Origin of the sequence: Imperialibacter sp. (assembly GCF_048007035.1) — a bacterium.
In the GTDB taxonomy this organism is placed as follows: domain Bacteria; phylum Bacteroidota; class Bacteroidia; order Cytophagales; family Cyclobacteriaceae; genus Imperialibacter.
Window position 1 is genome coordinate 3,306,925 of the sequence record NZ_CP180355.1, and the last position, 14,930, is coordinate 3,321,854.

The 14,930-nt window shown below is 45.1% G+C and carries 12 protein-coding genes; 7 read left to right on the forward strand and 5 right to left on the reverse strand.

From position 1 onward, the window contains the following. The first annotated feature begins 29 nt into the window (after positions 1-29). Positions 30-806 carry a 30S ribosomal protein S2 gene (gene rpsB / locus ACMVP2_RS14300; RefSeq protein WP_416868129.1) on the forward strand — a complete coding sequence of 259 codons (777 nt, stop codon included), beginning with the start codon at positions 30-32 and terminating at the stop codon, positions 804-806. Between the two features lie 113 nt (positions 807-919). Next, the gene (gene tsf, locus ACMVP2_RS14305; RefSeq protein WP_317489556.1) at positions 920-1,750 is read left to right on the forward strand and encodes a translation elongation factor Ts; all 831 of its coding nucleotides are present in this window, start codon (positions 920-922) and stop codon (positions 1,748-1,750) included. Between the two features lie 64 nt (positions 1,751-1,814). Here the strand turns inward: tsf and ACMVP2_RS14310 are convergent, their stop codons facing one another. Next, a complete protein-coding gene (locus ACMVP2_RS14310; RefSeq protein WP_339790346.1) occupies positions 1,815-3,677 on the reverse strand; it encodes a glycosyltransferase in 1,863 nt (620 codons plus the stop codon). A 710-nt stretch (positions 3,678-4,387) separates the two neighbouring features. On the opposite strand from ACMVP2_RS14310, the gene ACMVP2_RS14315 reads away from it, so the two are divergent. Beyond that, on the forward strand, positions 4,388-4,936 hold the full coding sequence (locus ACMVP2_RS14315; protein ID WP_151996384.1) for an NUMOD4 domain-containing protein: 549 nt from the start codon (positions 4,388-4,390) through the stop codon (positions 4,934-4,936). Positions 4,937-5,334: 398 nt separating this feature from the next. Here the strand turns inward: ACMVP2_RS14315 and ACMVP2_RS14320 are convergent, their stop codons facing one another. Continuing rightward, positions 5,335-6,282 carry a ketoacyl-ACP synthase III gene (locus ACMVP2_RS14320; RefSeq protein ID WP_339790351.1) on the reverse strand — a complete coding sequence of 316 codons (948 nt, stop codon included), beginning with the start codon at positions 6,280-6,282 and terminating at the stop codon, positions 5,335-5,337. Positions 6,283-6,932: 650 nt separating this feature from the next. Between ACMVP2_RS14320 and ACMVP2_RS14325 the strand changes: the two genes are divergently transcribed. Next, positions 6,933-8,627, forward strand: coding sequence for an AMP-binding protein (locus ACMVP2_RS14325; protein ID WP_339790354.1), 1,695 nt, complete (start codon positions 6,933-6,935; stop codon positions 8,625-8,627). Positions 8,628-8,714: 87 nt separating this feature from the next. Here the strand turns inward: ACMVP2_RS14325 and ACMVP2_RS14330 are convergent, their stop codons facing one another. The 3 genes from ACMVP2_RS14330 to ACMVP2_RS14340 are packed head-to-tail and all read right to left on the reverse strand — an operon-like array spanning position 8,715 to position 12,505. Further along, a complete protein-coding gene (locus ACMVP2_RS14330; protein WP_339790357.1) occupies positions 8,715-9,233 on the reverse strand; it encodes a hypothetical protein in 519 nt (172 codons plus the stop codon). A 12-nt stretch (positions 9,234-9,245) separates the two neighbouring features. Further along, positions 9,246-11,807 carry an ABC transporter permease gene (locus ACMVP2_RS14335; protein ID WP_416868130.1) on the reverse strand — a complete coding sequence of 854 codons (2,562 nt, stop codon included), beginning with the start codon at positions 11,805-11,807 and terminating at the stop codon, positions 9,246-9,248. Next, positions 11,807-12,505 (reverse strand): ABC transporter ATP-binding protein, encoded by a 699-nt coding sequence (locus ACMVP2_RS14340; protein WP_339790363.1) that lies wholly within the window; start codon positions 12,503-12,505, stop codon positions 11,807-11,809. The genes ACMVP2_RS14335 and ACMVP2_RS14340 overlap by 1 nt, the downstream gene beginning before the upstream one ends. Positions 12,506-12,567: 62 nt before the next feature. Between ACMVP2_RS14340 and ACMVP2_RS14345 the strand changes: the two genes are divergently transcribed. Genes ACMVP2_RS14345 through ACMVP2_RS14355 form a run of 3 tightly spaced genes read left to right on the forward strand, consistent with a single transcriptional unit; the run spans position 12,568 to position 14,909 of the window. Beyond that, positions 12,568-13,425 carry a hypothetical protein gene (locus tag ACMVP2_RS14345; protein WP_416868131.1) on the forward strand — a complete coding sequence of 286 codons (858 nt, stop codon included), beginning with the start codon at positions 12,568-12,570 and terminating at the stop codon, positions 13,423-13,425. Positions 13,426-13,437: 12 nt separating this feature from the next. Further along, positions 13,438-14,130: a hypothetical protein gene (locus tag ACMVP2_RS14350; RefSeq protein WP_339790368.1), complete on the forward strand. Its 693-nt coding sequence runs from the start codon at positions 13,438-13,440 to the stop codon at positions 14,128-14,130. Then, positions 14,127-14,909, forward strand: coding sequence for a hypothetical protein (locus ACMVP2_RS14355; protein WP_416868132.1), 783 nt, complete (start codon positions 14,127-14,129; stop codon positions 14,907-14,909). The genes ACMVP2_RS14350 and ACMVP2_RS14355 overlap by 4 nt, the downstream gene beginning before the upstream one ends. Positions 14,910-14,930 lie beyond the last annotated feature (21 nt).

A 14,930-nucleotide genomic window follows, 5' to 3' on the forward strand; every position in this document is an offset into this window, starting at 1 on the left:
CAGTATTTCATATACTTTATATATAATTAATGGCTAATCTAGAATACAAGGACTTACTAGACGCTGGTGTTCATTTCGGACACTTAACGAGAAAGTGGGATCCCCAAATGGCTCCATATATTTTCATGGAGAAGAATGGAATCCATATTATCGATCTTAACAAAACGCTTGTGTGCCTCGAAGAAGCGTCTAAAGCACTCAAGCAAGTAGTACGTTCAGGCCGCAAGGTGATGTTCGTGGCTACGAAGAAGCAGGCCAAAGACCTGATGGCTGATGAAGCAAGAAGGCTGAAGATGCCTTATGCTACTGAGCGCTGGTTGGGCGGTATGCTTACAAACTTTGCTACTATCCGCAAGTCATTGAAGAAAATGCAGGGTATTGACAAGTTGATGAAGGAAGAAAGCTTCACCGGCCTTGCCAAGAGAGAGCGTTTGATGGTGACTCGTGAAAAAGAAAAGCTGGAAAGAGTGCTTGGCGGTATCGCTGACCTTACTCGTCTTCCTGCAGCTCTTTTCATCGTGGATATCAAGCGTGAGCACATAGCAGTGAAAGAAGCTCAAAAGCTGAACATTCCTGTGTTTGCTATTGTGGATACAAACTCAAACCCTAACGAGGTTGATTTCCCTATCCCAGGCAACGATGATGCTTACAAGTCTGTGAAACTAATTTTATCTTACATCTCTGAAGTAATTGAGGAAGGTCTCAATGAGCGCAAGAGAGAAAAAGACGATGCAAAGTCTAAAGAAGACGAAGATGAGAAGCGTCGGGTAGATGAAGTAGAGACAGTAGAAGAATCAAAAGATTAATTTATAAATAGTGTATCCGGAAACGGATAGATTTTAAAAATTGAACATCGGAGATCCTTCGGTGTTCAATTTTTGTTTAAAGCATTTCAAAAAACATTAAAGGATAAATAACAATGGCAATCACTGCACAAGACGTAAACAAGTTACGGCAAATGACTGGCGCCGGCATGATGGATTGTAAGAAAGCACTTACAGAATCGGACGGTGACTTCGAAAAAGCAATAGAGATTTTGCGGAAAAAAGGACAGAAGGTTTCTGCTTCCCGCTCTGATCGTGAAACTACAGAAGGGTCCGTTTTTGTGCGCACTAACGACAGCAATACAAAGGCAGTTCTTATCTCGCTCACTTGCGAAACAGACTTTGTTGCTAAAAACGAAGAATTCGTTAAGCTCGGCAACACGATCATTGACCTGGCATTTGCTAAGTCTCCAGCTTCGGTAGAAGATTTGAAAGCACTTAAGGCTGGCGATCTTACAGTTGACGAGAAGATCATAGAGCTTGTTGGTAAGATTGGTGAGAAGCTTGAAATTTCTGCTTACGAAGTGATGGAAGCCGAAACTGTAGTTTCTTATATCCACGCTGGCAGCAAACTTGGCGTTTTGGTAGCTCTAAAAGGTGGAAACAGCGCTGACGTGATTGACGCTGGTCGTGACGTGGGTATGCAGATTGCAGCCATGAACCCAATTGCAGTTGATCAAAACAGCGTTGACAAAGCTGTTATTGAAAAAGAAATTGAGATTGGAAAAGACATTGCTCGTCAGGAGGGCAAGCCAGAGGAGATGGTAGAGAAAATCGCTCTTGGCAAGCTGAATAAATTCTTCAAAGAAAGCACATTGCTTAGCCAGGCTTTCGTGAAAGACAACTCAAAAACGATTGCTCAATACCTTGACAGTGTTCAAAAGGGATTGACGGTCACTTCTTTCAAGAGAATTTCAATCGGTTAAGGTTTATATTATCATTAATAGATAGGAAAAGCGCCCTCATTTGAGGACGCTTTTTTTATTTGGACTAAGCCTTCAGTCTATCAAGCGCCAGCTGATAGGCTTGATCATAATACTTCGTTAGGGTAGTCCAGTCGAAATACACCGACGTGCTCTCCACCTTGTTTCGTAAGGTTATTCTTTCCCTTCGGTTCATATTGATGAACTTGTACATTTGGTAAGCAAGCTGGTCGGCCGACTGATTGAAGTTTCTTTTCTGCCGGTTTACCACATAGATTCCATTGCTGGCATGGTCTTTCATATTGTGCAATACGTAGTCGCCAAACCCAGCCAGGTCGCTCGTAATGGCTGGCACCCCACTGGCAATACATTCTAGCGGAGTGTAGCCCCAGGGCTCGTAGTAGCTCGGGAAAACGCCCATGTGGCAACCTCTTACAAACTGGCCATACTCCATGCCAAACAGCGGGTTGGTTGAGTTTACAAAGTCAGGGTGATACACAATTTTCACCCTGTCATCTTCGTGATTCAGCAGGCTGGATGTTCTGAGGAAGTTAAGGATGTCGTCGCCACCGTCGTCGACCAAATTGTGAGTGACTACTGGTGGTAGTTGGTCCGTTTTCCAGCTTTGCAGAAGCCTTCTGTAGCGCAGTCTCCAATAGTCGTCGACAAAGTCGTTGAGCATGGGTAGACGATGGTCGCTGCTGGAGGCGGCCGAGTAGAACAATCTTTCGCCCACCTGTTTCTTGATAGCGTCTGTTGTTTGGCGCAGCTCTTCGAGCACGGCCCGGCTGTGCAGAATGTCGGGGTTGATGCTGTGGAATGGCTGTTTTGTGATGAAAAACATAACGACGGTCATTTCGCTGCCTTCATTTTTCAGCCTCCAGTTGAGGCGAGCCAGCGCCTCAAGGGCCAGGTCAAACCCTTTGTTTTTGTATTCATACCTGCCCGAGGTAAAGAAATACAGCGTATTGTCCAGGTCGAAAGTGTAGCTCTTGAAGAAGTGAGCCATAGCAAACTGGTGTATTTTTTCTTTGTACTCCCTGTGAAGGTTCTGGAATTCGTGCAATGCCTCAAACCGCTGATTGTTGATGCCGTTGGGCAGGATCACATCAGGCGTTCTGCCAAGCAGGTACTTGCACTCCTGGGCTGTAACGTCAGAAACTGTGGTGAACACCTGAGCTCCGTGAGCCGCTGCTCTCTCCAGGTTGGCGATGGCCTCTACGTTGAAATTGGTTGCTTCCTTCGACCAGTCCATGAAAGGCAGGTGCTGGTAGAAGTCAGAGCTGTTCATGGCGAGGTAGCGCCCCAGCAAGGTGGCGTGGGTGGTGAATACCGTGGATATCGGCATTTTTTGCCTTCTGATGTCTGGAATGCACGACGCAGCCATCCACTCATGGAAGTGCGCTATGATCTTTTTCTTTTTGGAGGCACCCAACGATAGCTCATCGAGGAAGATTTTAACGCACTCTCCAAAGGCAACTACCTGGTCGATCAGGTGGTCCTCGGCTGGTGTGGTGATGCCGTGGTGTTCCCATAGCAGGTATTTGATTTCACCAAGCTTGCTCCAGATACTGCCGAGGTTAAACAGAACAGCCTTGGGGCGCCCCGTCACAAGCCAGTGGCCATAATGCACTTCAAATCCCTTCTCCCTCATTTTAACAACGGCCTTGCCAAAAGGATCAGAGAAATCATCAATTGGGTCAAATTCAGCGGATACCTGGTGCTTAAAGTAGGGGCCCAGCAGGCAGTAGTTATCTCCCCATTTGGGCATAGTGGCCGGCACCTTGGATCGTATCACTGTATATATCCCACCCACCTGATTAAGGACCTCCCAGGCTATCTCCACAAGAAGGGTGTCTTTCATTTCCTTTTTGCTAATCCTCTTTAATGCTTTTACAGCTTTTGCTTCCTGGCCTTTGGTCGTGCTCATAGTAAGGTGCTTAGTAGGTATATATGTAGGGTCTCGAATGTGCTAGGTAAATTATAACTATTTTTTTAAGGAAGAAATTACTGGGCCAGTATTGCGTAGTAAAATCACCAATAGGAAAGATTGTCTCCATATTTCATGTGTATAAAATTTGTTTTTCAGCGGCCACATGGAATAGCCAATAGCATTTCGGAAGTGATAGTCGACTGTTCTCCGACTTTATTCATTTCCGCTAGGTATGGCTCTCCTTATGGCTATTTCATCATAGAGCACTATTTGAAATAGTGCTCATATGAAGGAGGCTTCTCATCAGGGTGTGGATTTTGCGTCCGGTACCGACTGGCAGAATGTATTGGCCGGTATTGCTATAGTGTGGGTCCGACAAGTAAATTTTGCAATCGTTTGCGCTGTAAATATGATTTTTTTATATAACTTCTATACGTTCTATATTAAATATGTTGTTGTGTAGAAATCTATCTTAATATATACATTGAACGTTAATTTGTGTATTATTTAATATTAAATATTATCTGTGTATAGAGTAATTTGTTTCAACCTCAAAAATATTTTTTTGACCTTTCCGTATTTTGATTTTCTCCTACCAACAAAATGCTATATTTGAAATATTCTCTTCAAAAGAGGCTAATTGGCCGTCGTTATTGAAGTATTTATAAAATAGACAACATTAGTTTAAGATTTTACTAACACACGCTATGAGCATTCAAAGAATTGAACGTATAGAAGAGGTGTGGAAGCCCATTGATGAATTTTCGAACTACGAAGTATCCAACAGGGGTCGTATCAGAAGCAAAGACCGTGAGACTTTTCACAGGGGAAGCCAAACGATGATGAAGGTGAAAGGCAAGGTGATGAAGCAAAGATGGAATAAGTCGTGTAAATGCTTTTTCCTGGATCTTCTCAATGATGACGGGAAAAGGAGAACTGTTTATCCGCACAAGGAAGTTGCAAAAGCTTATTGTATCAATGTTCTTCCGGATGAATACAATATGATTATTCATCTTGACAATAATCCCCGCAACAACGACTCGACCAATCTGGAGTGGGTAAGTTCTTCTGAACACATGGCTTTCCAGTTTGAGAACGGAAACAAAGACAACTACAAGGTTTGGAAGATCAGGAAGCGACGCTACAAAAATGGATTTAAGCCGGACACCACATTTAAAGGACGTCCAAGAAAAGACGAGGTTTATGTTGACAGCGAAGTGGAAGTGGAGGAGGAAATGCTCGAGGCAGTAGAATAAAAAAAAGAAGGGCTTGTGCCCTCCCTTTTCCATCAACCAACCGTAAACTAAAAACTATATCCTTTTGCCAGTATGCGGGTGTTAAGTAACTGCTTAAAACCCCGAGACGCAGGAGTATATTTTAACCTTGAGATTCGTGGCAGAGTAGATTTTTCCGTTGTTGTCGTTCAGCATCCACTTTGCGTATTGTTATTTTCTATTTTGAGTTCTTGACCTTTGTGTCTGCCTGATTGCAGACACCTGTTGATAGCCAAACGACGTGCCAACTTTTGTAAGTAGTTGAAAAACAGTTGTTTGCGTGACAGATCGGAAATGTTAGCCTGGCGGACTGTCCGAAAATGATACAGGCATAGGCCGGTGATGTACAGTACAACTATTAAAAATGGTTTTACGTACCGCTATTCTTTTACCAGCAGCATGGCTCCGTAGCTATAGCCTCCACCAAAAACCGTCACGACTATTTTGTCTTCGTTTTTGAACTCATGCCAGTGCTCGGATATGCCAATGGCAGCACCTGCGCACCCCGTGTTGCCAAGGTACTGTACGTTTGAAATAGCTTTCTCAGGTGATAACTTCAGATTTTCCGCCACATTCTTTGTTATCCTGTGGTTGGCCTGGTGAGGTACCAGATAAGAAAGATCATCAAGCGTGTAGTTATTCCTTTCAATGATGTCTCTGGTGGCCGATGCCATATAAGAACAGGCGTTTAGAAACACGTCTTTGCCATAGGGCATTTCAATGCCACCATGGAGAGGTCTCAAAGTAACTCCTTCCAGGCCTCTTCCCACATGGGCTGCGCCTCTGGTAAAAATTTCTTTCACTGCCAAACTTGGCGCAGTTGGCTTGTCTTTGGTCACCAGCAAGGCACTGGCGCCGTCTCCCCAAAGATGGCCTGCCTTGTGGTCGTGCTCGTTATGGTAGGCCGTGTTATGTTCGGAAAGGACAACCAGCGCATTTTTTGACTTTCCCATCGCCATATAGCCCTCCACAATCTCCATGGCATTGAGGAATGAAGAGCAGGCCGATGAAATGTACACCACCGCTGCATTCGTTGCGTTGAGGTAATGTTGTGTTTTGTGGGCAAGTGTAACGATGGTGTCGTACGGAGTGTAGGAGGCACCTACAATCAGATCAACTTGCTGAAGGGGAAAGTCTACTTGTTCTTCGAGTGCTTTGACGGCCTCAAGGGCCATTGTCGCCGTGTTTTCTTCTGCCCCGGCCTTTCGCCTTTCAGAAATGCCAGTCCTTTCTACGATCCACTCGTTTGTCAGGCCGTTTAGATCGGCGAAGTATTGATTCGTAACTCGCTGGCTGGGAATATAATGTGAGATATCTCTAATGTACATGTATCCTGTGTGCTAGGATTTTGCCTCAAAATAAACACTTTCGGGTCTATTAACCTTATTATTTTTTATGTTTGGCTACAAAAAACAAACCGGACAGTAGTCTGCCCGGTTGTTTAGAGATTGATTAGTCCTTAGTCAGAATTTATTTTTGAGTTTTTCTTTTTTTGATCGCTTTCACGACCGCTATTTCGTTATCATCTTTTTGCAACTTGATGGGTTGAGTTGTGCTCAGCATCAGCTGATGGTTGATTCTGGTTAGCCTCCCACAGTATTGTCAGGCCCAGCATGATTGCCAGACTAGCCCACACATTTTTACTGAGTAAAATTTGCCGTAACATGTCACTTAAAATTTGATGTCCTGATTATTTTGAGTTGTTGACCTGCCACATCTTAGCCAATTGCTATGCCAAAAAGTTTAAACATTTGACAATCAATAAGTTGTAATTTTAAGAAAGACTTGTTGTGTCCGGTTTTGTAACACTTTTCTTTCAGGAGTGTACAGCTATGTTGTTAAACACGTACTTTTTTGCCGACAGGCAAGCCAGTCAAAGCCAGTGGATTGACCGCTGGGAAGTTACCGGGGGCTTACTTTCATGAAAAATTCTCCAAGTTTTAGATCAATTTTCATAAATTCAGGAAAAGACACCCCTATGACGTCGACTGAAGTAATTGAAATTCCTGAAAACATCAGGTCTAAGTATGATCCAAGATCACTCGTGGAGTGGTTTTTTCATTGGGAAAAAGAGACTCCCGATCGTGTTTTTTTACGACAACCCAATGGGGATCAATGGATCGAATACACCTGGAAACAAGTGGGGGATGAAGCCCGCAGAATGACTTCTTATTTGAAGAGTCAGGGGCTTGTCAAAGGAGACCATGTCGGGTTGATTTCCAAAAACTGCTCCCACTGGATTATTGCCGACCTGGCGATAATGATGGGAGGTTATATTTCAGTTCCTCTGTATCCCAATCTGGTAGGGGAGCAGCTGAACCAGGTGCTGGAACACAGTGAAGTGAAGCTGCTTTTTGTTGGAAAAGTAGATGAGTGGGACAGTATGAAGAAGGGTATCCCTGAAACACTGCCTTGCTTAACTTTGCCTGAAAGCCATGTGGAGGACTACGACAAGTGGCAGGACATTATCGCAAAGAATGATCCTCTGACAGAAAGCGATATTCCGGATGAGATGGATTTGTGCACTATTATCTACACGTCGGGCACAACTGGTTCACCGAAAGGAGTGATGTACAATCACAAACAACTGAAGTTCACTGCCGCTGCTGCCAAGTATGTGATAAATTTTGGGGATAAGCGCCATCGCTACTTCTCTTACCTTCCGCTGTGCCACGTAGCCGAAAGAATGATTATTGAGTTGGGTGCGCTTCATTGTGGCGGGGTTATTTCGTTTGCTGAGTCGCTGGATACGTTCATGCAGAACCTTTCAAATGCCCAGCCGACCATGTTTTTTGCTGTGCCACGCATCTGGACTAAGTTTCAAATGGGCGTTTGGGAAAAAATGCCACAGTCGAAGCTGGATTTTCTATTGAAGCTGCCAATTATTTCAGGAATTGTGAAAAAGAAAATTCGGATAGGCCTGGGAATCAACGAGGCAGAATATTGCCTTACTGCTGCCGCTCCTTGTCCGCCCTCGCTTCATAAGTGGTACAACGCTCTTGGCATTCAGCTGCTCGAGCTGTACGGCATGACGGAGAATGTTGGCGCCTGTACGCTGATGCATCCTGACAATGTAAAAATGGGAACCGTTGGGCAGCCTTACCGTGGCTCCGTTCTCAAGATTGAGGAAGAAACCGGTGAGATACTTATGCAGGCACCGTGGTTGATGCAGGGGTACTATAAGGAACCAGCGATGACGGCTTCGGTACTCAAAAATGGCTTCCTGCATACAGGCGATATGGGAGAGATTGATGATGAGGGCTTTTTGAAAATTACAGGGCGGGTAAAAGACACTTTCAAGACGTCCAAGGGTGAATACATAGTGCCGGGGCCTATCGAGTGGGGCTACTCTCTCAATGGTTACATCGAACAAATATGTGTTTTGGGCAGGGGGCTCCCACAGCCAGTAGCATTGGTGGTTATTTCAGACAAGGCGCTGAAAAAGAATCGGGTTGATGTAGAAAAATCACTTGTGGATACCATGAACATGGTGAACAAGGATTTGGTGGATTACGAAAGGGTGAGAAAAGTGATTGTGATGAAGGAGCCATGGACGATGGAAAATGGCATATTGACGCCCAAAATGAGTATAAAAAGAAATGTTTTAGAAGGGAAATACGAAGAAAATTTGCAAACTTGGTACGCAACAGAGAATACTGTCATCTGGACATAACTTTTCTGTTTTGTGCTTATCAATTTCAGGGACCCTGTTGAATCTTTCAACAGGGTTCTTTTTTACCAAAAAACGTTTTGATAAATGTTACAGGTCTGAAAGTGCTCTCAAAAACTTCTTCGGAAGCTGGCAATTCTCCTCGCCAAAGTGCCTTGTGTCTACTAGCTCGAAAATCTTCCAGTAGCCATCTTTGTCTTTGAATAGAAGAAAAGCGTCGACTCCACAATGGGAAAATTTGTCGCCAGCATAGAAGGCATATTTAGTCCACACCTGGGCCAGTCTGCCATCTATTTCTACCCTGATATCCCAAAGGGGTTCGTCATAGATGATTTCCCTGGGTTTAGCCATGGCCTCAAAAAATTTGGTCATATCATCTGACCTGAGGTTTTCTTTTCCCGCTTCTCTGTCCATTACGGTATGAAGCTGTGCATTGGGCGTAAACATTTTGTGGTAGCCAGTGGTGTCTGCTTTCCTCATGCCCTCAAACATTTCGAAAACTACTGACAGCACTTCCTTCTGCTCGGCTGACCATTTGGTTTTCTTTTGGGCTGTTGCCGAGCTGGATGCACACAATATCAATGCTGCGATTGCCAAAAAACGATTCATAGTTGGGTCAAATTAGATTTCACGTCTTAAAACTTCCAGTGGAGGATTATTCACTACTTCCCTGCTGTTAGTTACCCCTATGGCTACAGTCAGTGCCGTAATGCCTCCAATAATTGCGAGAAGGGGCATCCACACTGGGCTGAAAGTAGACTCGAACAGGAAGTAGGACAGGATCCAGGATCCGGCTAGTGACAGCAATATGCCAGAACAGGAGGCAAAAACACCCAGAAACAAGTATTCAAGGCCTGCTATTGTCAGCACCTGTCTTCGGCTCGCACCCAGCGTTCGGAGAAGGACACCCTCCTGTATCCGCTGGAACTTGCTAATAACAACCGAAGCAATGAGGACCAAAATGCCGGTTGAAATGCTCAAGAGTGCCATGAACTGAATAACGAAGGACACCTTTCCCAAAATATCGTCGAGCGTTGACAGGATCAGCTGAAGATCGATGATGGAAACATTGGGGTAGTTCCTTACCACAGCTTGCTGGAACCTGGCAGAAAGTTCGTTGTTTTCAACTCTTGTGATCAGTACATGAAACTGAGGTGCTTTTTCCAGCACTCCCTCAGGGAAAATGACCAGGAAATTGGTTTGCACCCTGTTCCAGTCGATGCGTCGCAGGCTGCCCACGTAGGTTTTGATGAGAGCACCCTGCACGTTGAACAACATTTCATCACCCACTTTCACTCCCAGATTTTCGGCATAGCCGTCGCTCATGGAAATAAAGATGGTGTCGTTAGGGTTCTCAATTTTGCCAAGCCATTTGCCTGCAATGATCTCTTCTGAGTCGATGAGTGAATCTCGATAAGTGATCCTATACTCCCGGTTATATGCCCAGTCGGGCAGACCCAACGTGGTGTCCGCTTCTGCTTCTTTTTTGCTATAGCCTTTTAGTTCTTCGAGCCGCATGGTTACCACGGGCACGTCTTGTATTACCGGGAGTTCGTAGTCAAGGGTCATCGTTTTGATGGCCTCCTTCTGGTCGGACTGTATATCGAAAAGCACCATGTTGGGCCGGTCGCCCGCACCGGTGATGCTTACCTGACTGATGAGAGACTGCTGAACAAGGTAAAGCGTTGAAATGAGGGCTGTGCCAAGGCCAACTGTGATAATCAAGATCATTGTTTGGTTCTGAGGCCGGAACAGGTTGGCCAGGCCTTGCCGCCACACATAACTCCAGGTGATGGGGAAAAACTTTTTTACTGACCAGGTGATCAGTTTGGCAACTCCGGCAAGCAAAAGAAAAGCTGCAATCAGACCTCCTGTAAAAGACAAGGCATCGAGAATAGAGCCAATTTGCCACCAGGCAAAGCCAAGAATGAAAGCCAGGATTGCGGCATAAACGGGGTAGATGCCACGAGTAGAATCAGGAACGGCTCCATCAATTCCCGCCCTTATTGCCTGCAAAGGAGCTACCTTCCGGATGCGAAGAAGCGGCGGAAGCGCAAAGAGCACAGAGATAGACAAACCCAGCGCAATGCCTTGCAGAATGGCTGACCACGAAAGGGCAAAATCGACAGTGACTGGAAGGAAGTCTTTGAGCACACCTGGCAGGTACATTTGCAGGACTGATCCCAGCACACTGCCAATGATGCCACCCAGCAAGCCGATTGATGCAATTTGGATAAGGAAAATAAAGAAGGCCTGGATAGAAGTGCCGCCGAGGCAGCGAATAACTGCCACAGAGGTAATCTTTTCTTTGATATAGATGTGGACGGCGCTGGCAACGCCAATGCAGCCCAGCAGAAGTGCAACAAAGGCTACCAGATTCAGAAAGCCGGTCAGGTCTTTGAACGCCCGCCCAGTGTCTTCTTTCTGTTCTTCGACGGTATCGTATCTCCAACCTAATTGATCAAACCTTTTTTCATACGCCTCCTCAACGGTTTTTACGTAGGCCTCGTCGTCGAACCTGAAGTACTCCATGTAGTTGATGCGGCTGCCCTTTTGCAGGAGACCAGTTTGCTCCACATATTCGAAAGGGATATACACCACCGGAGCGACGCTGGTTGTAATTCCCGTTTGCCCGGGAATTTTTTGTAGCCGACCGACGATCTCAAACGACTCGGTACCCACTTTTACTTCGTCTCCCACCTCTACGCCGAATTGTAGCATGAGTGTTTGGTCTACCAAGGCCTGCTTCTTTCCCCGGAAAGACCTCGCAGCCTCTACTGGGTCGGTTTCGATAGTTCCATAATAGGGGAAGTCGCCTTCAAGTGCTCGCACCTGCACCAGCCTTGTGCCCTGGCTTCTGGGGAAGTAGATCATGGAAGCAAAGTAGCATTCGCTGGAGCGCTCGGTGCCAATGGAGTCCAGCAGCGGCTGGTAGTCTTCTGTAAATGGCTGGCTCGACCTCACGACCAAATCCGCCCCTAATAGCCCCTTCGCCTGGTCATTGATGGCAGAAAAAAGAGAAGCTTTAAAGGAGTTGATCGCTACCAGGGCAGTGATGCCGAGGATGATAGAGGAGGTGAACAAGAAAAGTCTGGAGCGGCTTCTGCGGCTGTCTCTCCACGCCATTTTCCACAGCCAGCTTTTGCTATATTCCGGTCGGTTGATGCTGATTTTGCTATCCATTATGCTTGCGCAGCCAATGCCGATTCGGTGAGTTCAATTACTTTCCCGCCTTTCAGCCGGAGGATGCGGCCAGTTTTTCGAGCCAGCTCCATGTTGTGGGTAACCAGCACCAGGGTAGTGCCCTGCTCCTTATTGATCTGGAAAAGCAACTCTTCTACTTTGATGCCTGTTTCTTCATCCAGGTTGCCGGTGGGTTCATCGGCAAACAGGATTTCAGGGTCGTTGGAAAAAGCCCTGGCTAGAGCCACCCGCTGCTGCTCACCACCGGAAAGTTGAGTAGGATAATGATGCAATCGGCTGCCAAGGCCCACTCTTTCCAGCAGTTCGATGCTTTTTGCAGCAACGCCTTTCTCTCCTCTGAGCTCCAGCGGCACCATCACATTTTCCAACGCTGTGAGGGTGGGCAATAGCTGAAAGTTTTGGAAAATGAAGCCAATGTGCTGGTTTCTGACCCTTGCTCGGTCGTCTTCGTCCAGTGCATCGAGCTTAATGCCGCACACTTCTACACTGCCCGATGACGCTCGGTCGAGGCCAGCGCAGAGGCCGAGCAGGGTTGTTTTGCCACTGCCAGAAGGGCCGACGATGGAGAATGTTTCGCCTTTTGCCAAATCGAAGGAAACATCATCGAGAACGGTGAGTGAACCTGTAGCGCTTGAATAGGACTTGGAGAGGTTGGTTACTTTAAGAATAGATGACATAGTAGCCAAAGCTATAAAGATTAAACAAATACACTTTAACTACGAAGGTGTTTTGTTATTGTTTGAGTATTTGTTTAGCCGAGCAAATTAGTGTCCAGACGGTGGCATGGTTCAGAGGCGAAAATTTTGAATATATTGACGGTATCGTATTATTTTCGAATTATTTCCCCATTTTCGGTACCCATCAGGATTTTGGGGGTAGTGCTGATATGAAAGAGAGAGTTATTTATATTGTTTTTTCAATACTTTGTTCTACTGCTTCTGCTCAATACTCAGCATATGAATGGGTGGTTGGAGCAGGGGTTTCGCATCATCTGATTTCTGGGGATGATAAATATGACACAGGTAGTGGTTTCCGAGTTGATAATTCTGAGAAGCAAACCAGGGCCGGGCTGTCCGGTGGGAAGATGGTTTCACACAACTGGCTACTTTATGGTTTTTTAAATCAAGACTGGGCAGGCAGTGAATATGTTCAGCGACAGTACAACGGCGGAGCGGTAAGGTATTCATCAAAGTCCCATGAAAATCAAACTGTTTTTGGGATGGGAGTGGCCCGGTACTTTTATATGAAGGATTCCTTGTTTTTTTTTAAACTGAACGGCGGATTGAACTTTGGGGCAGGGAGGGGAAGCCACGAAATTCGTGGTTCCACTTTTTATGACGGAAATTGGGATTTTCGATCACGCAGTTATTATGCTCAAGCCAACCCGTCTGTAGGCTTTTTTATCAGAAAAAGGTTTGTTTTTGAGGTTTACTTCCTATCAGCGACGTTTGGATACTTCGATGTGAAAGCTGTGAGTGGTTTGGGCGGAGGTTTCGTCCCTCTGGATACACCTACAAACAGGTATTACCGTACAGACGTCAAATTTGATGGGAGTTCGCTGGCTTTTGCTATTTCTTATCTGTTTCAACCGAGATAAATTTATAAAGAGATGCGTAGTGTTTGGAAAATTCTTGGAGTTCTGGCTTTGGTAATCCTTTTCGCCGTTGATGCTGTTGGCCAGTTTGGCAGGGGGAATTTGGTGCTTGGGACAGGCATAACTGTTTCAAGTGAAATTGGTGATAAGGATATAAGTGGTGAAAATTTTTACGTACCCATTAAATCAAAATCACTTTACATTGAAGTGGATCCATCACTAAAGATTTTTCTTAGCCAGAAGTGGAGTTTGGATCTAATGTTGGGCATAGGGCATACATCTACTAAAAATACGAGCGAGGATGTGGATGGAAACAAAAGTGAAGGCACAGCAAAACTCATAGCTTTTCGAGGAGGTGCTGGAGCTTCCAGATATCTGGAAATTAAAGAATCACTACTCTATTTTGGAGTTTCGGCCATGATTGGGTTGTCGACAGGAAAGTTTGAAACCAGTAATTCTGACCAAAAGCAGATCAGCGACGAGTATTTCATTAATGCGAGTCCGTCGCTAATAGTGTTTTTGTCTCCGAAGTTAATTCTACAGGCATCTGTCGGAAATTTGGATTTACATGTGATAAAGAACACTTTAGAGAGGACTAATCCGCCTGGGTACCTGCCAGCAAAAGAAACTGATAAGACTGTGGGTTTTGATTTGGATTTGATACCCACCTCCATATCGTTAAACCTGCAATACCTGATACGACAATGAAAAAAATCCGGTCAGTTGGGATAGTAATCGGACTGTTTGCTCTTGTGGGCTGCTTTAAGGAAGATTCAGAGGTGATATATACGTACGAGGTGTCACCATATGCTGAGCTTAAGGACATTTGGTTTACAGAAGGGGGGGATAATCAGCCAGATTCACTTTTTGTTTCGATTTTTTTGGCTGACGAAGAAATGGATATTGGTTTACTCCCCAGCGAGACATATCACCCCTATGAATGGAATAACAAAGTGGTAGATTCAAAGAGCCAGATTTTGAAGTGGGATGAAAGTAATTACTACCCTCCTTTTTTTCTTTTGATTCCATATAGGGATCGCATAGATACAGTTCTTTACTCTCAAAGTGATCCGAGAGAAGATGACATTGAGTCGTGCCATAATTCAAATCTTACGGAAGACGGCAACCTATTTAAGGTAGAAAACACTTTCAGACACAATATCTTCGTTGACTTGATGGTAGAGTTTGATGGTGAATTTATTCCTTTTGGCAAGTTGTTCACAACCAGTGATTGTTACCTGGGATATGATGCAAGATTGCCCCCGCCACCCAGCCAAATTGGTACACAGACATATATTGGAAGCCCTTTTAAAATCTCCAGATTTAACAAATTTGAAATCGAGATTCAATATTCTCTTCTTTCTCAAGCCTTTTCTATTTTCAAGGATCGGCGGTATAGGCTAAGCATCTCTATAGCTGATCGTGCCTTGAATCGTACTGATCTAATGGAATCGGAAGAGTTTAGACTCCCGGATATCAAAAAATAAAGCCGACAGAATATGCCGGCT

Bases quoted from the DNA above. Each gene is read 5' to 3' on its own strand.
- rpsB (WP_416868129.1), top strand. From the start codon at position 30: ATGGCTAATCTAGAATACAAGGACTTACTAGACGCTGGTGTTCATTTC.
- tsf (WP_317489556.1), top strand. From the start codon at position 920: ATGGCAATCACTGCACAAGACGTAAACAAGTTACGGCAAATGACTGGC.
- ACMVP2_RS14310 (WP_339790346.1), bottom strand. From the start codon at position 3,677: ATGAGCACGACCAAAGGCCAGGAAGCAAAAGCTGTAAAAGCATTAAAG.
- ACMVP2_RS14315 (WP_151996384.1), top strand. From the start codon at position 4,388: ATGAGCATTCAAAGAATTGAACGTATAGAAGAGGTGTGGAAGCCCATT.
- ACMVP2_RS14320 (WP_339790351.1), bottom strand. From the start codon at position 6,282: ATGTACATTAGAGATATCTCACATTATATTCCCAGCCAGCGAGTTACG.
- ACMVP2_RS14325 (WP_339790354.1), top strand. From the start codon at position 6,933: ATGACGTCGACTGAAGTAATTGAAATTCCTGAAAACATCAGGTCTAAG.
- ACMVP2_RS14330 (WP_339790357.1), bottom strand. From the start codon at position 9,233: ATGAATCGTTTTTTGGCAATCGCAGCATTGATATTGTGTGCATCCAGC.
- ACMVP2_RS14335 (WP_416868130.1), bottom strand. From the start codon at position 11,807: ATGGATAGCAAAATCAGCATCAACCGACCGGAATATAGCAAAAGCTGG.
- ACMVP2_RS14340 (WP_339790363.1), bottom strand. From the start codon at position 12,505: ATGTCATCTATTCTTAAAGTAACCAACCTCTCCAAGTCCTATTCAAGC.
- ACMVP2_RS14350 (WP_339790368.1), top strand. From the start codon at position 13,438: ATGCGTAGTGTTTGGAAAATTCTTGGAGTTCTGGCTTTGGTAATCCTT.
- ACMVP2_RS14355 (WP_416868132.1), top strand. From the start codon at position 14,127: ATGAAAAAAATCCGGTCAGTTGGGATAGTAATCGGACTGTTTGCTCTT.